This window comes from Candidatus Rokuibacteriota bacterium (assembly GCA_016188005.1).
In the GTDB taxonomy this organism is placed as follows: Bacteria; Methylomirabilota; Methylomirabilia; order Rokubacteriales; family CSP1-6; genus UBA12499.
In genome coordinates this window covers 1-15,458 of the sequence record JACPIQ010000088.1, presented here as the reverse complement: position 1 = coordinate 15,458, position 15,458 = coordinate 1, and the positions used below count along the sequence as shown (strand labels likewise).

Below are 15,458 nucleotides of genomic sequence, written 5' to 3'. Positions count from 1 at the left end.
CGGAGGCGAGGGGATGATCCACCGCGAGTGCGGGGTCCTCAAGACGACGTACGAGGCCGACATGGCTCTCTACCCCCTGCCCATTGCCCGGTGGACAGTGGCGGCCGTGGCGGTGCTCATGTTCGTCGTCCTCCCGCTGAGCGTGCACGAGTACTACCTCTCCATCGTCAACCTGGTGTCGATCTCCGTCGTGGGCGCGCTGGGGCTCAACATCCTGGTGGGCTACACGGGCCAGATCTCCATCGGCCACGGGGCCTTCATGTCGGTGGGCGCCTACACCGCGGCCAACTTCGCCGTGCGCCTGGGCTTTCCCTTCTGGCTGTCGCTGCCGCTGGGGGGGCTCATGGCCGCCGCGGTGGGCGCCGTGGTGGGCATCCCGTCGCTGCGGATCAAGGGGCTCTACCTCGCCATCGCCACGCTGGCCGGGCAGCTCATCATCGAATGGACCATCAATCACGTGACCTTCATCAGCGGCGGGGTGCAGGCCTCCATCCAGGTGCCCCGCCCGGAGCTGTTCGGCTACCCGATCGCCACGCAGCGACAGATGTACTTCTTCCTCCTGATCTTCGTCGTGCTGGCGCTGGTGGCCACCATGAACCTCGTGCGGAGCCGCATCGGGCGTGCCTTCATCGCCATCCGCGACCACGATATCGCCGCCGAGATCATCGGGGTCAACATCTTCCGCTACAAGCTCCTCGCCTTCGCCATCTCCTCCTTCTACGCGGGCGTGACCGGGGTGCTCTACACCTACTACCAGGGGATCGCGAACTACGAGCAGTTCCAGATCGTCACCTCCATCGACTACCTGGCGATGATCATCATCGGGGGGCTCGGCTCCGTGCTCGGGTCGGTGTTCGGCGCGACCTTCGTCACGCTGCTCCCCATCGTCATCCGGTACACGATGGAGGCGTCCGGCGGGCTCCTGTTCTCCGAGGCGGCGGTGCGCAACCTCATCCCGAATCTCCGCCTGATCCTGTTCGGGGCGCTGATCATCTTCTTCCTAGTCGTTGAGCCGGAGGGGCTCAACCGGCTCTGGAGGAACATCCGGAACTACTTTCGCCTCTGGCCCTTCGCGTACTGACCGTGCGCGAGAAAGGAGACCATCCATGAAACGAGGCCTGGCCATCCTGATCGGACTGATGGTGGCACTCGGAGCATCGCTCGGCGGGGTGTCCCCCGCGGCGGCGAGCCACGAGATCGTCATCGGGCTGCAATGCGACCGGACTGGCGCGACCCAGGTGGTCGGCGTCAACTGGTGTCCGGGCTATCACGACTACGTCGCCCTCGTGAACTCCAAGGGCGGCGTGGAGGGCCACAAGATCAAGGTGCTCGAGATCGACCACGAGTACAAGGTGCCGCCCGCCATGGAGGGGTACGAGCGCTTCAAGAAGGAGGGCGCCGTCCTGATCGGGCTCTACGGCACGCCGCACACGTATGCCCTCATGAAGAAGCTGACCGAGGACAAGATCCCCGGCACCTCCCCGGGCTTCGGCTCGGCGGGGGCTGCCAACGGGAGCAAGTACCCCTACATCTTCCCCATCGCCGCGACCTACTGGTCGCAGGCGGCGGCCTCGGTGAAGTGGGCCAAGGATCAGCTGGGCGGCAGCCTCAAGGGCAAGAAGATCGCGTACCTCATGTATGACAACCCCGCCGGACACGAGCCCAAGGAGATCTTCGAGGACCTGGCCAAGCTCGAGGGCTTCGAGCTCAAGATCTTCGCCGTGCCGCCTCCCGGTGTGGAGATGGGCGCGCAGACGCTCGACATCGCGCAGCGGTACCGCGCCGACTTCGTCATCGCGCACCTGTTCGGACGCTCGCCGTCGGTGTCCATCAAGGAGCTGAAGCGCGTCGGCTATCCGCTCAAGAAGGTCGTCTCCTTCGTCTGGGGCTCTGCCGAGGCCGACGTCGAGGCCGCCGGCGGGTACGGGGTCGCGGAGGGGTACGCGGGGCTGCAATTCGCCGGCGTCGGCCAGGACTACCCGGTGCTGAACGAGATCCGCGAGATGTACAAGAAGCAGGGCAAGCCGGCGCCGAAGGAGATGACGCAGTCGGCCTACTACAACCGCGGGCCCATGGTGGCCGCGGTCCACCTCGAGGCCATCCGCAACGCCGTCAAGGCCAAGCCGGACGGCAAGATCACGGGCGCCGACGTCAAGGCCGGCTTCGAGAAGGTCAAGGGCCTGACCCTGGGCGGTCTCATCCCGCCCCTGGAGTTCTCGCCGTCGGACCACGAGGGGGGCGGCTGGGTGCAGGTCTTCCAGGTGAAGGGCGGGAAGTTCGTGAAGGCGACGGACTGGTTCAAGGCCTATCCGGAGGTCGTGGGCAAGCACGTCAAGGAGGCGAAGTAGCGCGAACGCCGCGCGGCGGCGGGCCGCCGAGGTAGGCCGGCCCGCCGCCACGGCCGCGGGGCACAGGGCATGCTGGGACTCAACAACATCGAGGTGATCTACGACGGGGTGATCCTCGTCCTCAAGGGCGGGTCGCTCACCGTCCGCGCGGGCGGCATCACCACGCTCCTGGGCGCCAACGGCGCCGGCAAGACCACCACGCTCAAGGCCATCTCCGGCCTGCTGCATTCCGAGCGCGGCGAGGTCACGAAGGGCTCCGTGGAGTTCCACGGCGAGCGGATCGACGGGCTGCCCCCCCACGACATCGTCAAGCGCGGGGTCGTGCAGATCTTCGAGGGGCGGCGCGTGTTCGAGCACCTGACGACCGAGGAGAACCTCGTCGCCGGCGCCCACGTCCAGGCCTCGCGGCAGCGGGTGCAGGAGGGGATCGAGCGCACCTACACCTATTTCCCCCGGCTCAAGGAGCGGCGCACCGTCCAGTCGGGGTACCTGTCGGGCGGCGAGCAGCAGATGCTCGTCATCGGCCGGGCGCTCATGGCGCGCCCCCGCGTGATGCTGCTGGACGAGCCCTCGCTTGGCCTGGCGCCCATGCTGGTGGAGGAGATCTTCGAGATCGTGCAGCGCCTGAACCAGCAGGAGCAGGTGACCGTGCTCCTGGTGGAGCAGAACGCGACCCTGGCGCTCGGCATCGCCGAGCACGGTTACGTCATGGAGAACGGCCGCATCGTGCTCGACGGCACGGCCGAGGCCCTCAAGGAGAACGCCGACATCAAGGAGTTCTACCTGGGGCTCACCGAGGTCGGGGCGCGCAAGTCGTACCGCGACGTCAAGCACTACAAGCGGAGGAAGCGGTGGCTGTCGTGAGCGTGGACCGTCGGACGGGCTACTGGGATCGCAAGAAGGAGACCATGACCGCGGGGGTCCGGCGGCGCTATCAGGATGGCTGGGTGCGCGCCCTGGTCCGCCACGCCTGGGACCGGGCGCCGGGCGTGCGCCGGCGGCTGGAGGCGGCGGGGCTCGGGCCCGCGGCGATCCGCGGTGTCGGGGACCTGGCTCGGCTGCCGGTGCTGAAGAAGCACGCGCTGCCCGATCTGCAGAAGGCTGACCCGCCCTTCGGGGGCTTCTGCGCGGTGCCCATGGAGAAGATCCGCCGCATCTTCGTCTCTCCCGGTCCCATCCTCGAGCCCCTGGGGCCGGAGTTCGGCGGCTTCCACGCCGAGACGGGGATGTACGCCGGCGGGTTCCGCCGGGGCGACATCGTGCTCAACACCTACGCCTACCACCTGACCCCGGCCGCGCACCTGATCGACGAGGCGCTGGCGCTCCTCGGCTGCACCGCGGTGCCGACGGGGGTGGGCAACACCGACACGCAGGTGCTGCTGGCGCGGACACTTCACGCCACGGGCTACGTGGGCACGCCCTCCTTCCTCATGACGATCCTCAAGCGCGCCGCCGAGATGGGCGGGGGGCGCCTGCCGATCGAGGTGGCCCAGGTGGGCGCCGAGCCGTTCCCGGAATCCATGCGCCGCGCCTTCCAGGACGAGTACGGCATCGTCGCCCGCCAGGGCTTCGGCACGGCCGACCTGGGCATGATCGCCTATGAGTGCGCGGAGGCCAGTGGCATGCACCTCGTGGACGACGCCGTGCTCCAGGTGTGCGATCCCCAGAGCGGCGAGCCCCTGGCGGATGGGCAGCTCGGGGAGATCGTCGCCACCGTGCGGCACGAGAGCTATCCCATGATCCGCTTCGGGACGGGGGATCTCACGGTCGTGGACCGAAGCCTGTGCCCCTGCGGCCGCACCTCGGCGCGGATGCTCGGCTGGCGCGGGCGGGCCGACGAGGTGACCAAGGTGCGCGGCATGTTCATTCATCCGCGCCAGGTGGACGAGACGGTGGCGCGGGGGGGCGGCGCCGCGCGCTACCAGATCCTGGTCACGCGCGAGGGGCACCAGGACGGGCTCACGCTCCGCGCGGAACTGCCACCGGGGGCGGATGCCGCGGCGGCGACGACCGCGCTGGAGGCTGCCATCCGCGACGTGATCAAGCTCCGGGGCCGCGTCGAGATCGTCCCCCCTGGCGCGATTGCCGACAACGCGAAGAAGATCGACGACCAGCGGAAGTGGGACTGAGGGGATGAGGATCTTCACCGAGCAGCACGAGATGTTCAGGCAGGCGGTGCGGAGCTTCGTCGAGAAGGAGGTCGTGCCCCACATCGACGCGTGGGAGGAGGCCGGGCAGATCCCCAAGAGCCTCTGGCCCCGGATGGGCGGGCTCGGCTTGCTCGGCGTCGAGTACGACGAGAAGTACGGGGGCGGCGGCGCCGACTTCCTCACCACGGTCGTGCTGAACGAGGAGCTGGCCCGCTCGCGCTGCGCCTCCCTCGCCATGGCGGTGAGCGTCCACACGGACATGGCCTCGCCCCACCTCTACTGGACGGGCTCGGAGGCCCTGAAGGAGAAGTACCTGCCGGCCATCTGCCGCGGCGAGGCGCTCTCCGCCATCGCCGTGACGGAACCCGGCGGGGGGTCGGACGTGGCCGCCGTCAAGACGCGGGCGGTCGCCGACGGCGACCACTACGTCCTCAACGGCTCCAAGATGTTCATCACCAACGGGGTGCTTGCGGACCTCTACTTCGTCGCCGCCCGGCTCGGGCCGAGTCTCCAGGGGCGCCGCCACCAGGGCATCTCCATGTTCCTGGTGGAGCGCGGCACGCCCGGGTTCAGCGTGAGCCGCAAGCTCGACAAGATGGGCAACCGCGCCTCCGACACGGCCGAGCTGGCCTTCCAGGATATGCGGGTGCCGGTCGAGAACCTGCTGGGGCAGGAGGGCAAGGGCTTCTACGAGGTGATGCGCGTCTTCCAGCGCGAGCGGCTGGTCGCGGGGATCCAGGCGGTGGCCGGCTCCGCGCGGGCGCTGGAGGACACCATCGCCTACGTCCAGCAGCGGCAGGCCTTCGACGAGCCGCTTTCCCGGAAGCAGGTGGTGCGGCACCGGATCGCCGACATGGCGACGCTGCTCGAGGCTGCCCGCTGGCTCACCTACGCGGCGTGCCTCAAGTTCCAGAGCCGCGAGGACGCGGTGAAGGAAATCTCGATGGTGAAGCTCTTCTGCGGCGAGATCGCCCAGAAGATCGCCTACGACTGCGTCCAGCTCCACGGCGGCTACGGCTACATGCGCGAGTACCCCATCGAGCGCTTCTTCCGGGATATCCGGCTCCTCACCATCGGCGGCGGCACCTCCGAGATCATGAAGGAGATCATCGCCAAGCAGATGGCGCTCTAGCGCCGGGCCGGCGAGGCGGACCGTGCCCGCCCAGCTCGCCGAGGCCCGCGGGTGACGGCCGGTCCGGATTTCGTCGCGGTGGGCCACGTGACCCTCGACCAGTTCGACGGGGAGAGGCGTCCGGGCGGCGCCGCCTACTACGCCGCGGTGACGGCCCACCGGCTCGGGCTGCGCGTGGGGCTGCTCACCTCCCATGGCCCCGACTTCCCCGAGGACGCCCTTCCCGACGGCCTCTCCGTCGTGAAGGTCGATGCCCGGCACACCACCACGTTCGCGCACGCCCGAGCGGCGGCGTCCGGCAGGACCCTGCGCATGACCGGGCGCGCCGCCGACCTCGAGGTCGAGGACCTGCCGGCGCCATGGCGAGAGGTTCCGCTGGCGCTGCTCTGTCCCGTGGCGGGCGAGGTGGACCCGCTCCTGGCCGCCTGCTTCCCCGACGGCTCGCTCGGTGTCCTGCCCCAGGGCTGGATGCGGGAGCGCGGGGCAGGGGGCGCTATCGCGCCCCGGGCCTGGGAGGACGCTGCCCTCGTGCTCCCCCATGCCCAGGTGCTGGTGGTGAGCGAGGAAGACGTGGCGCCCTTCCGGGAGGAGGCGCTCGAGTGGTTCCAGCAGGTTCCCGTGGGTGCCGTCACCCGTGGCGCCCTCGGGGCCACGCTCTTCGTCAACGGCGAGGCCTACACCGTCGCGCCGGACTCCGCCGTGGAGCGCGACGTGACCGGTGCCGGAGATGTGTTCGCGACTGCACTGCTCGTCGAGTACCACCGCGGCGCCGATCCCTGGGAGGCGGCGGCGGCCGCAGCGTGCGCGGCGGCGGCCGCCGTGGAGGGGACCGGCGCGGCCGCCGTTCCCGATCGGGTGGCGCTCGCGGCCCGGCTCGCCGCGTATCGTGCCCGGCTCGCGGGGTGAGGCGCCTTGCGAGGATGTGCGGCGCGAGGTTACACTGACGCCGGCCATGACCGGACGGCGCATCAGGATCTCGGCGGGATCGGTGACGGCGGAGGCCGTGCTGAAGGACTCCACGACGGCCCTGGCGGTGTGGGAGGCGCTCCCGCTGGCCGCGGCCGCCGAGACGTGGGGCGACGAGATCTACTTCCGCATCCCCGTGAAGGCGAGGCCCGAGGCGCCCCGCGAGACGGTCGACATGGGCGACCTCGGCTACTGGCCGCCGGGTTCCGCCTTCTGCATCTTCTTCGGTCCCACCCCGGCCAGTCATGGCTCGGAGATCCGGCCCGCGAGCGCGGTGACCGTGTTCGGCCGGGTGCTGGGGGACGCGACCACGTTCCGGAAGGTCCGCTCGGGGACCACCGTTCGAGTCGAGCGCGCGTGACGCCCCGCCGGGGCGCGCCACAGGAGGAGCGCATGAAGATCTTTCTGGACACCGCCAGCGTGAGCGAGCTGCGCGAGGGCGTGGCCATGGGCCTGGTGGACGGATGCACCACGAACCCCTCGCTGATCGCCAAGGAGAAGCGCCCCTTCCGGCCCCTCGTCGAGGAGATCTGCTCGATCGTCCCCGGCGACGTCAGCCTCGAGGTCGTGGCGACCGATTGCGAGGGCATGGTCAAGGAGGGGCGAGAGCTGGCCCAGGTGGCGCCCAACGTGGTCGTCAAGTGCCCGCTGACCCGGGACGGCCTCAAGGCGGTGCGGCGGCTCAGCGGCGAGGGCGTCCGCGTCAACCAGACGCTCTGCTTCTCGGCCAGCCAGGCGCTCCTGTCGGCCAAGGCGGGCGCCACCTACATCAGCCCGTTCCTCGGGCGTCTCGACGACATCAGCGCGGTGGGCATGGACCTCATCCGCGACATCTGCCAGATCTACCGCAACTACGGTTTCACGACCCAGGTCCTCGCGGCCTCCATCCGTAATCCGCTGCACGTGGTCGACGCCGCCAAGGCCGGGGCGCACGTGGCGACCATGCCCTTCAACGTGCTCGACATGCTGATCAAGCATCCGCTCACGGACATCGGACTCAAGAAGTTCCTGGACGACTGGGCCAAGTCCGGCGCCCAAATCTGAGGTCCGGCTGCCCGTCGGGCCCCGCGGCAAGCCAGACGCAGCGCCACATCCCGACGTCGCAGCCTGGTCTCCATCGCGTTCCACCCCGTTTCGGCCCGTGGGCCGTATACCTCGATGAAAGCCATGGACCAGGACCGACTGCTGATGCGGAGAGTCGCCGAGAGGGACGCCGCGGCCTTCACCGAGCTGGTGGAGCGCTATGGCGGTCGGCTCCTGGCCGTCGCCAGGAGGCTGCTGGGCTCGCGCGCCGACGCCGAGGACGCCGTGCAGCGCGCGCTGCTCCAGTGTTATCTGGGCGCGGCCGGATACCAATACCGCTGGGCGGTCTCGACCTGGCTTTACCGGATCCTCGCCAATGTCTGCGTCGACGAGATGCGGCGGCGGACCGTCCGTGCGAGTCACGCGCAGGTGGTCGATCCAGCGGCGCTGGCGGTGCCCCTTGAGGGGCCCGGGGAGGCGGGGCGCCGGATCGATGTGGCCCGGGCGCTCGAACGCGTGCCCCGCGAGGCGCGCCTGCTCTTGGCCCTCTCCTACGTGGACGGTCTCACCAACCACGAGCTGGCGAGGGTCCGGGGCATCTCCGTGAACACGGTGAAAAGCCAGCTCGCCCGGGGGAAGGCCATCCTCCGCAAGGCGCTTGGCGAGGAGGACGGCAATGGATCCTGATCGCCTCGACCGGGTGCTGGCGGCGTATTTCCAGCCGGCGCCGCTCCCGGAGGGCTTCGCGCGGCGGATGCTCGAGAGCGCGGCGGCGGCCGACCGCGCGACAGGTGGGCTCGTGGAGCGGCTCGCCGTGCACGCGACGGCGCGCGGCGTCTCGCTGATCCGTGCCGGCCGGCAGCCGGCGGCCACGAGCGTCGCCGCGCGGCGGCTCGTGGCGCGGGCGCGGATCGAACTGGCCGAGTATCTGGCCGGCAAGCGGGCGTTCTTCTCGGTGCCGGTGGATCTGTCCGGGGCTGCCGCATTCCAGCGGAAGGTCCTCGCCGCGGCGCGCGAGATCCCGTTCGGCGAGGCGCGCCCCTACGCGTGGGTGGCCCGGCGCATCGGTCACCCGCGGGCGGTGCGGGCGGTGGGGACGGCGCTGGGCCGGAACCCTGTGCCCGTCATCGTGCCCTGCCACCGCGTGCTCAGGAGCGACGGCGGACTCGGCGGCTACATCTTCGGCCTCGACGTCAAGGATCGGCTCCTGCAGATCGAGCGCACGACACCGGTCTTCGAGGGCTGCACGAGCACACACATCGTCTGCCGCGTGGGCTGCATCCACGGACGGCACATGCGCCCCGACAACCGGGTGGTCTTCGCCTCGGTGGCGGACGCGCGCTCGCTGGGCTACCGGCCGTGCCGCGTCTGCCGCCCCGGCCCCGGGCGCGCGGGCCGGGGGTGACAGGGGTGATAGCCAACATGACGACGATTGGCGGCGATCAAGCGCCACCGCCCCCCCGCAGCGGACGCTCATGGCAGCAGCCCTCGCATGTCCAGGAACTCCCCTGGCGTCACGATCCGGACCCCGGACCGCTCCGCCCCGGCGGAGTCCCGCCCGGGAGGTCGCGATCGCGCACAGCAGCGCGCGGTATACTGGGTGCTGGAACGGGTCGCGGCTCCTGCGAGCCAAGGAGGCCAGCAGATGGCTGCGCCGCGCGGGCTTCGGGAGCTGGCAGAGGAGGGAAGGGCATGAGCGACACGCCGATTCCGGGGTTCTCGTACTTGGTGAGAAATCCCGACCGTCTTGGCGGGAGGCCGACGATCCGCGGAACCCGCTTCTCGGCCTCGTTCATCCTTGCATGCCTGGCCGACGGCATGTCGTACGAGGACATCGTCCGGGAGTACTCGGCCTTCCCGCGTGAGAGCCTGGCGGAGGTGCTGCGGTTCGCCGCCGAGGTGACCGACCGCAGCGATGTGGCTGCTTGACGTCAACCTCCCCACCGCCCTGATCGCCCTCCTCCAGGGGTACGGCGTCGCCGCCGAGACGACGGCGGCCCGTGGGTGGCGGGAACTCACGAACGGTGCGCTCGCCCAGGTGGCCGCTCGTGAGGGGTTTCGCACTCTCCTGACGCGGGACCGGCGCTTTGGGGTGGCTGCACGGGGCGTCCTCGACGCGCTTCCCGACCTTGCGATCGTCGTCGTGACCTTGCCCCAGGTGCGCGAGGCCGCCTATCTCTCCTCGTTCGATCACGCGTGGCGTCGAAGGCGGATCGAGCCGGTCGCTGGGACCATCATCGAATGGCCGTGAGGCTGACCTCTGCCAGCTCACGCAACTCCATCTCTCGGCCGTCCGGGCGGGCGATCGTCAACATACGGGCCCCTTCTCGGCCCGGGCCGCCTCACGGAGGGGGCAGTCAGCGCGATCCTGCGCCGGAGACCGCGGCAGTGTCGAGCGCAAAGCCGGGAATGGCGGAGACGCCGGGGGGACCCTGAGTCCACGAGCGCGCGGGCCGGGATAGGCACGCAGGGCTGGGGCACGACGGGCCCGGCGCTCAGGCGGAGAGGCGGGGGCGGATGTCGCGGGCGAAGGCCTCGTAGATCCCGGCGAGATCGTCCAGGTTCCGGAGCCGCGTCTCGAACAGCACCGTGCTCACGCCCAGATCCCGGCAGCGCTTGAGGTCGGAAACGATCTGATCCGGCGAGCCCAGCAGGGGCTTGCGGTCGGGGCCGGCCGGGGTCGCGCGGATCGAGAGTCCCGCGCGCACGCTCAGGGTCAGCTCGTCGAAGCGTCGCCCCTGTCGTGCGCACTCCTCGCGCAGCTGCCCGATGCCCTGCTCGAGTGCGTCCAGGGAGGACGGGAAGGCCGCATGCCAGCCGTCGCCGAGCGCGGCCACGCGCCGGAGAGCGCTGGGGGTGTGTCCGCCGATCCACACCGGGATGGCCCGGCGCATGGGCAAGGGTGCGACGCTGATCTCGTCGAAGGCGAAGAAGCGGCCGTGGTGGCTGGCCCGCTCGCTCGCCCAGCACGCGCGCATGATCCGGATGGCCTCGTCCGACCAGGCGCCCCGGCCGTCGAACGGGGCGCCCAGCAGCTCGATCTCCTCGCGGAGCCACCCCACACCCGCGCCGAGGATCACGCGGCCCCCCGAGAGGTGGTCGAGGGTCGCCAGCATCTTGGCCGCCAGCACGGGGTGGCGGTGCGGCAGCACGAGGATCGTCGTCCCCAGCCGGACGCGCTCGGTCACGCCGGCCACCAGGGCCAGGGTGGTGAGGGGCTCGAGGAAGTCGGCGCCGGCCGGCAGCGGGAACTGGCCGGTCTCGCTGTACGGGTACCGGGAGCGGATCGCGTGCGGGAGGGCCACGTGGTCGCTCGCCCAGAGGGAATCGTAACCGAGCGCCTCCATGCGTCGCGCGAAGCCGAGCACGGTGTCGCGCGTGGCGATGGGCCCGAACATGGGGAGGTGGCAGCCGAACTCCATGGGGCTACTCGCGGTGGCCGCCCGAGGCGTAGAGAAGCCGGTCGCCGAGCTCGTTGCTGGCGATCATCTGTCCGAGCCGCGCCCGCTGGATCTTCCCGCTGGAGGTCTTCGGAATCGTGCTGGACTGCACCAGCAGCACCTTGGCCGGACGGTGGCCGCGAGCGTGGTGGACGCGCTGCACGATCTCGCGGACGAGGCCTGACAGGGTCTCGCGGTCGGCGACCCCCTCCCGCACCTCGGCCACTACGTGGAGGCGCTGCGTTCCGAGCCGCTCGCTCTCGAGCCCCACCGCGGCAGAGTAACGCACGCCGGGCACGTTGTCCACGACCTCCTCGATGTCCCCGGGGATGATGTTCTCGCCGCCGAGGAGGATCAGGTCCTTCAGCCGGCCCGTGATGAAGAGGTAGCCCTCGTCATCCACGAAGCCGAGGTCCCCGGTGCGGAGCCAGCCGTCGGGAGAGAGCACCTGCCGCGTGGCCTCGGGGTTGTTGTGGTAACCCTGCATCACTCCCGGGCTCCGTACGCAGATCTCCCCCTCGACGTCGGCGGCCACGCTCCGGTCTTCCTGCATGATCCGGACGGAGACGCCGCGGCACGGTTGCCCCACGGACATGAAGTGGCCGGAGCGGTCGAGGCGAAGCGGCACTCCGCGCGGCCAGATGGCGACGGCCAGCGTGGCCTCGGCGAGCCCGTAGGCTGGCGTGATCAGGTTGGGCACGCCAAACTTCTCCTCGAAGGCCCGGATGGTGCTGAGCCGTACCGGCTCGGCGCCGCACAGAGCCTGCTTGAGCGAGGAGAGATCCAGACCGCTCGGATCGTGGATGTTCCTCACGCAGTTGCGATACCCGAAATCGGGAGAGACGGTGAACGTCGCCCGCACGCGGGTGATCAGCTCCAGCCAGTGGCGCGGATTCCTCAGATCTGGCGGCAGGAGGTAGAGCGGTGAGCCCGTGATCGGCGGCGTGAAGGCGCAGCCGATGAGCCCCATGTCATGGTACAGGGGCAGCCACGACACGACCACGTCCTCCCGGGTGAGCTGGGCGGCCTCGGCCATGAACTCCACGGTCCGGCAAACGTTGGCGTGACTCAGGACCACGCCGCGGGGATGCCCCGTGCTGCCAGAGGTGTACTGGATGAAGGCGGTGTCTGCCTCGCTCGATTCCGGCATGGCGGGCACGGGCCCATCTGCCTCCAGGTCGGGCGGCTCGAGGATCGCCCGCACGTTCCCGGCGGCGGCGCGCGCCTCCTCCACGCCGCGCCTGAACCAGCCGATGGTGGCGACCGCCTTTGCCTCGGAGTCGCGGAAGATGTTGGCGGTGCCCTCCACGCCGAGCGTGGGGTACAACGGCACCGGGACGGCGCCGAGCCTGAGCGCGCCGAGGAAGGTGTAGAAGAACTCGGCGCAGGTGGGGTAGATGAGACAGACCTTGTCCCCGCGCTCCACGCCGGCCCGCGAGAGGCCGGCGGCGTGGCGCGCGCTCTCGCGCCAGAGCATGCCGTAGGTGACGGGGCTGTCGAAGAGGTGGAAGTACGGGGTCTCGGGATCGGCGGCCGCCCGCTGCCCCATCAGCTCGGTGAGGGTCGCGGCCTTGATCATCCAGGGATCCTCTTACCGCTCGATCCGGATGCGGTCGAACGTCTCGGCGTAGGCGTAGCCCTTGAGCCGACCGAACTGGGCGGCCCGGTCGCGGACGCGCGACGCGACGGCCCTGATGTCGCGGAGCTGGCTGGCGTGGCAAGCCAGCGCCTCGAGCTTGAGGTCGATGGTGTCCGAGATGTCCACGACGACCTCGGGGTCCTCCCACCACATCAGGTGGACCTCCTTGACCTTATGGGGCTCGAGCCCCTGCGCGAGCAGCTCGGGGAAGGCCATGTGGTCCCTGGCCAGCGGATAGACCACGTCGAGCACGATGCCGGCGGCGATCCGGTGATCGCGGTGCGAGGCGAAGAGGTTCTTGGTGCGGTGGGGGTTCTGCGTGATGATGAGGTCCGGACGGTGGCGCCGGATCGCGGCGGTCACCGCCATCCGGGACTCGCGCGTGTCCTCCAGCTCGCCGTCCGGGAAGCCCAGGAACTCCACCGTCTCGACACCCAGGACCCGGGCCGCGGCCCGCTGCTCCTCCTGGCGGATCTTCACGAGGCGCTCCGGGGTCATGTCGCGGTCGCCCGATCCCTTGCTCCCGTCCGTCACGATGCAGTAAGCGACCTGCTTGCCCTCCTTGGCGAGCCGGGCCACCGTGCCTCCCGCGCCGAACTCGGAGTCGTCCGGATGGGCCGTGATCACCATCACCCGCTGGATGCGCTCGACCATGAAGACTCCTTTATCTTGCTTGAATGTGGATGATCTCGCGTGGCGGTTTGGCCTCTTCGGCCCTGCGGGCCTCTGACCATGTCGCTTGAATGTGGATGAGTTCGCGTGGCGGTTTGGCCTCTTCGGCCCTGCGGGCCTCATCGGGGGCGCCCGGTCGGCCGGGCACGGGCGATGCCTCAGTTATAATGCGGCCCGTGGCGAAGAAAGCAAGCGTTGCATGAGCATATCACCCCACGCCCGCCGCGACCCGCCGCCGTCCCCGTCCACCGCCATCCGGCGCCGCCGCACAGCCGCGGGCCTCCTCCTGCTGCTGCTCGGCGGCTTTCCCGTGCTGGCGCTTTCGCCGAACGAGCTTGCGGCAATCCGGGTCGGGGGGCTGTCCATCCTCTGGTGGTACGGGGGCGTCCTGGCTCCGGTGGCTGCCGCCACGGTGGTGGCCGCCCTCTGCGCGCCGCTTGCCGCGGCGGCGCCTGATGCGCGCCCCCCGGATCTCCAGTGATGGGAGCCTCGGGCATCCTCGCCGTCTGGCTCACGCCTGCCGTGTGGCTCACGTTGCCGGCGCTCATCCTGGCGGGCGGCCCCGATGGACTCTGGGTGGGGCTCGTGGCCGTGGTGGCGCCGCTCCTCGCCCTCGTGGCCGGGTCGGGGCGAGGGCGTCCAGGAACCGGCCCCGTCCCCCTCTTCCACGTGGCCGCGCTCTTCCTGGTCGCTGCCGCGCTCATCTGGGCGAACCTGCTCGTCCTCGGCGATCTCGCCGGCCGGCTCGGCCTCCCGCGCGTGCACGGGATCGCCATCGCCGCGGCCAGCGGGCTCGTGCTCACCGCGTGGCGGGGCGCCGAGCGAGGGACCGCGGCCTTGCTGCTCGTGGCGCTTGCGGGGGCCGTGGGGCCGCTGCTCGTGATTGCCCTGGCCTCGGGGATCGGCCCCGTGAGCGCCTGGCAAGTGGTGGCCGGCCGCTCCGGCTTCCACTTCCCGCGACTGAGCCACTGGGTCACCGACGGCCGGGACCTGAGCCTCGCTCGCGGGCAGACGGGGATCGTGTTCGACGAGGAGCACCGCATCACCGTGTCGGGCGAGGGGACGGTGCGGCTCTTCAGCCAGGACGGCGGCCGGGGCGCCGAGCGGGAGTGGAAGCTCTCGCCAGGCCAGTCCGTCACCGCGCGGCCTGGGGACCGCCTCGAGCCGATGGCGGGCATGCGCGTCCGCTTCCAGGCGGACAGGCGTGTCCCGGGCGCGCCCCGGTCGGGTATCGCCTGGGCCGCGGGCCGACGGCCCCGGGCCCGCGAAGGGGTCGGGCTGGTCGTGACGCTCGTCGGCGGCGCCCTCGCGCTCCTGCCCTCCGCCATGCCGTCTCGCACCTCGCGCCTCGGTCTGGGTCTCGTGGGCGGTGGGCTCGTGCTCGCGCTGCTCTGGGCCGAAGCGTGGGCCGTCTACTCGGCGCTGCGGGCCCCGGACCTCTTCCTCGGCGGGGTGACGGCCGAGGCCTTGCTCGACGTGCCCGGGCTCGTGCTCGGCGAGAGCGCCGGCACGCTCCGGCTCCAGGGGCTGCTCCTCGGGGGCGCCCTCGCCGGCTTCCTCGCCTCCAGCATCGCGCTCAGGGAAGGCGTGGCCCGCGTGGATGCCACGGGAGACGGGCAGATCGGCCGGGACCTGAGTCTCTGGGCCATGGCCTTCGGCACCGCCGGGGTCGCGAGCCTCTGGCCCGTGGACCCGTGGGCGCTGGTCGTGCTCGTCCTCGGGGCTGCGGCCTCGACGCTCGCGCCACCGGTTCTCCTGCCGCAGCATGCGGTGCGGCCGGGCGCTGCCACGCTGGCCGGCTGCGTCGGGCTGCTCCTGTTCGCCGCTCTCGCCGCCGCCGGGTCCGTGCGTGGCCGTCCGTCCGGCGCGCTCCTCGCTGCGGCGGCCGCTTATCCGGCCGTCGTGGCGCTGCCGGCCGCGCTCGTCGTGCTCTGGCTCGCCGGTCGACGCACGCCGGGGTAGAATGAGGCCTCGATGGCCAACGACCGCATCGTCATCCGGGGCGCCCGCGAGCACAATCTCAAGGCCATCGATCTCGAGATCCCGCGGGACCAGCTCGTGGTCATCACCGGGCTGTCGGGCTCCGGG

General features: G+C 70.8%; 17 protein-coding genes. 14 read left to right on the top strand and 3 right to left on the bottom strand.

Annotation, left to right across the window (positions count from 1 at the left end; all coding sequences use genetic code 11):
• The first annotated feature begins 13 nt into the window (after positions 1 to 13).
• From HYV93_17890 to HYV93_17835, 12 genes are all read left to right on the top strand, one after another.
• Positions 14 to 1,081, top strand: a complete 1,068-nt coding sequence (locus HYV93_17890; protein MBI2527842.1) for a branched-chain amino acid ABC transporter permease — start codon at positions 14 to 16, stop codon at positions 1,079 to 1,081.
• Positions 1,082 to 1,106: 25 nt separating this feature from the next.
• Positions 1,107 to 2,348 (top strand): ABC transporter substrate-binding protein, encoded by a 1,242-nt coding sequence (locus HYV93_17885; protein MBI2527841.1) that lies wholly within the window; start codon positions 1,107 to 1,109, stop codon positions 2,346 to 2,348.
• 69 nt (positions 2,349 to 2,417) lie between these two features.
• Positions 2,418 to 3,212 carry an ABC transporter ATP-binding protein gene (locus HYV93_17880; protein MBI2527840.1) on the top strand — a complete coding sequence of 265 codons (795 nt, stop codon included), beginning with the start codon at positions 2,418 to 2,420 and terminating at the stop codon, positions 3,210 to 3,212.
• On the top strand, positions 3,200 to 4,477 hold the full coding sequence (locus HYV93_17875) for a phenylacetate--CoA ligase family protein (protein MBI2527839.1): 1,278 nt from the start codon (positions 3,200 to 3,202) through the stop codon (positions 4,475 to 4,477). The genes HYV93_17880 and HYV93_17875 overlap by 13 nt, the downstream gene beginning before the upstream one ends.
• A 4-nt stretch (positions 4,478 to 4,481) precedes the next feature.
• A complete protein-coding gene (locus tag HYV93_17870) occupies positions 4,482 to 5,630 on the top strand; it encodes an acyl-CoA dehydrogenase family protein (protein MBI2527838.1) in 1,149 nt (382 codons plus the stop codon).
• A 51-nt stretch (positions 5,631 to 5,681) separates the two neighbouring features.
• Entirely contained in the window at positions 5,682 to 6,536 is an 855-nt protein-coding gene (locus HYV93_17865; protein MBI2527837.1) for a ribokinase, read from the top strand.
• Between the two features lie 46 nt (positions 6,537 to 6,582).
• Complete coding sequence (locus tag HYV93_17860; GenBank protein ID MBI2527836.1) at positions 6,583 to 6,957, top strand: hypothetical protein; 375 nt, start codon at positions 6,583 to 6,585, stop codon at positions 6,955 to 6,957.
• A 32-nt stretch (positions 6,958 to 6,989) separates the two neighbouring features.
• Entirely contained in the window at positions 6,990 to 7,640 is a 651-nt protein-coding gene (gene fsa, locus HYV93_17855; protein ID MBI2527835.1) for a fructose-6-phosphate aldolase, read from the top strand.
• Between the two features lie 123 nt (positions 7,641 to 7,763).
• Positions 7,764 to 8,306 (top strand): sigma-70 family RNA polymerase sigma factor, encoded by a 543-nt coding sequence (locus HYV93_17850; protein ID MBI2527834.1) that lies wholly within the window; start codon positions 7,764 to 7,766, stop codon positions 8,304 to 8,306.
• Positions 8,296 to 9,024 carry a methylated-DNA--[protein]-cysteine S-methyltransferase gene (locus tag HYV93_17845; GenBank protein ID MBI2527833.1) on the top strand — a complete coding sequence of 243 codons (729 nt, stop codon included), beginning with the start codon at positions 8,296 to 8,298 and terminating at the stop codon, positions 9,022 to 9,024. Before HYV93_17850 ends, HYV93_17845 begins: the two co-directional genes overlap by 11 nt.
• Positions 9,025 to 9,311: 287 nt before the next feature.
• On the top strand, positions 9,312 to 9,548 hold the full coding sequence (locus HYV93_17840) for a DUF433 domain-containing protein (GenBank protein MBI2527832.1): 237 nt from the start codon (positions 9,312 to 9,314) through the stop codon (positions 9,546 to 9,548).
• A complete protein-coding gene (locus HYV93_17835) occupies positions 9,535 to 9,870 on the top strand; it encodes a DUF5615 family PIN-like protein (protein ID MBI2527831.1) in 336 nt (111 codons plus the stop codon). Before HYV93_17840 ends, HYV93_17835 begins: the two co-directional genes overlap by 14 nt.
• A 244-nt stretch (positions 9,871 to 10,114) precedes the next feature.
• Here HYV93_17835 and HYV93_17830 read toward each other — a convergent pair whose 3' ends face one another.
• The 3 genes from HYV93_17830 to HYV93_17820 are packed head-to-tail and all read right to left on the bottom strand — an operon-like array spanning position 10,115 to position 13,352.
• Positions 10,115 to 11,041 carry an LLM class F420-dependent oxidoreductase gene (locus HYV93_17830; protein MBI2527830.1) on the bottom strand — a complete coding sequence of 309 codons (927 nt, stop codon included), beginning with the start codon at positions 11,039 to 11,041 and terminating at the stop codon, positions 10,115 to 10,117.
• A gap of 4 nt (positions 11,042 to 11,045) precedes the next feature.
• Positions 11,046 to 12,638, bottom strand: a complete 1,593-nt coding sequence (locus HYV93_17825) for an AMP-binding protein (protein MBI2527829.1) — start codon at positions 12,636 to 12,638, stop codon at positions 11,046 to 11,048.
• Positions 12,639 to 12,650: 12 nt separating this feature from the next.
• Complete coding sequence (locus HYV93_17820; protein ID MBI2527828.1) at positions 12,651 to 13,352, bottom strand: PIG-L family deacetylase; 702 nt, start codon at positions 13,350 to 13,352, stop codon at positions 12,651 to 12,653.
• A gap of 217 nt (positions 13,353 to 13,569) precedes the next feature.
• Between HYV93_17820 and HYV93_17815 the strand changes: the two genes are divergently transcribed.
• Both HYV93_17815 and HYV93_17810 read left to right on the top strand, forming a co-directional pair.
• Positions 13,570 to 13,851: a hypothetical protein gene (locus HYV93_17815; GenBank protein MBI2527827.1), complete on the top strand. Its 282-nt coding sequence runs from the start codon at positions 13,570 to 13,572 to the stop codon at positions 13,849 to 13,851.
• Positions 13,851 to 15,332: a hypothetical protein gene (locus tag HYV93_17810; GenBank protein ID MBI2527826.1), complete on the top strand. Its 1,482-nt coding sequence runs from the start codon at positions 13,851 to 13,853 to the stop codon at positions 15,330 to 15,332. Before HYV93_17815 ends, HYV93_17810 begins: the two co-directional genes overlap by 1 nt.
• Positions 15,333 to 15,458: the final 126 nt, after the last annotated feature.

Bases quoted from the DNA above. Each gene is read 5' to 3' on its own strand.
- HYV93_17885 (MBI2527841.1), top strand. From the start codon at position 1,107: ATGAAACGAGGCCTGGCCATCCTGATCGGACTGATGGTGGCACTCGGA.
- HYV93_17860 (MBI2527836.1), top strand. From the start codon at position 6,583: ATGACCGGACGGCGCATCAGGATCTCGGCGGGATCGGTGACGGCGGAG.
- HYV93_17850 (MBI2527834.1), top strand. From the start codon at position 7,764: ATGGACCAGGACCGACTGCTGATGCGGAGAGTCGCCGAGAGGGACGCC.
- HYV93_17830 (MBI2527830.1), bottom strand. From the start codon at position 11,041: ATGGAGTTCGGCTGCCACCTCCCCATGTTCGGGCCCATCGCCACGCGC.
- HYV93_17815 (MBI2527827.1), top strand. From the start codon at position 13,570: ATGAGCATATCACCCCACGCCCGCCGCGACCCGCCGCCGTCCCCGTCC.
- fsa (MBI2527835.1), top strand. From the start codon at position 6,990: ATGAAGATCTTTCTGGACACCGCCAGCGTGAGCGAGCTGCGCGAGGGC.
- HYV93_17835 (MBI2527831.1), top strand. From the start codon at position 9,535: ATGTGGCTGCTTGACGTCAACCTCCCCACCGCCCTGATCGCCCTCCTC.
- HYV93_17820 (MBI2527828.1), bottom strand. From the start codon at position 13,352: ATGGTCGAGCGCATCCAGCGGGTGATGGTGATCACGGCCCATCCGGAC.
- HYV93_17880 (MBI2527840.1), top strand. From the start codon at position 2,418: ATGCTGGGACTCAACAACATCGAGGTGATCTACGACGGGGTGATCCTC.
- HYV93_17845 (MBI2527833.1), top strand. From the start codon at position 8,296: ATGGATCCTGATCGCCTCGACCGGGTGCTGGCGGCGTATTTCCAGCCG.
- HYV93_17890 (MBI2527842.1), top strand. From the start codon at position 14: ATGATCCACCGCGAGTGCGGGGTCCTCAAGACGACGTACGAGGCCGAC.
- HYV93_17840 (MBI2527832.1), top strand. From the start codon at position 9,312: ATGAGCGACACGCCGATTCCGGGGTTCTCGTACTTGGTGAGAAATCCC.
- HYV93_17870 (MBI2527838.1), top strand. From the start codon at position 4,482: ATGAGGATCTTCACCGAGCAGCACGAGATGTTCAGGCAGGCGGTGCGG.
- HYV93_17810 (MBI2527826.1), top strand. From the start codon at position 13,851: ATGGGAGCCTCGGGCATCCTCGCCGTCTGGCTCACGCCTGCCGTGTGG.
- HYV93_17825 (MBI2527829.1), bottom strand. From the start codon at position 12,638: ATGATCAAGGCCGCGACCCTCACCGAGCTGATGGGGCAGCGGGCGGCC.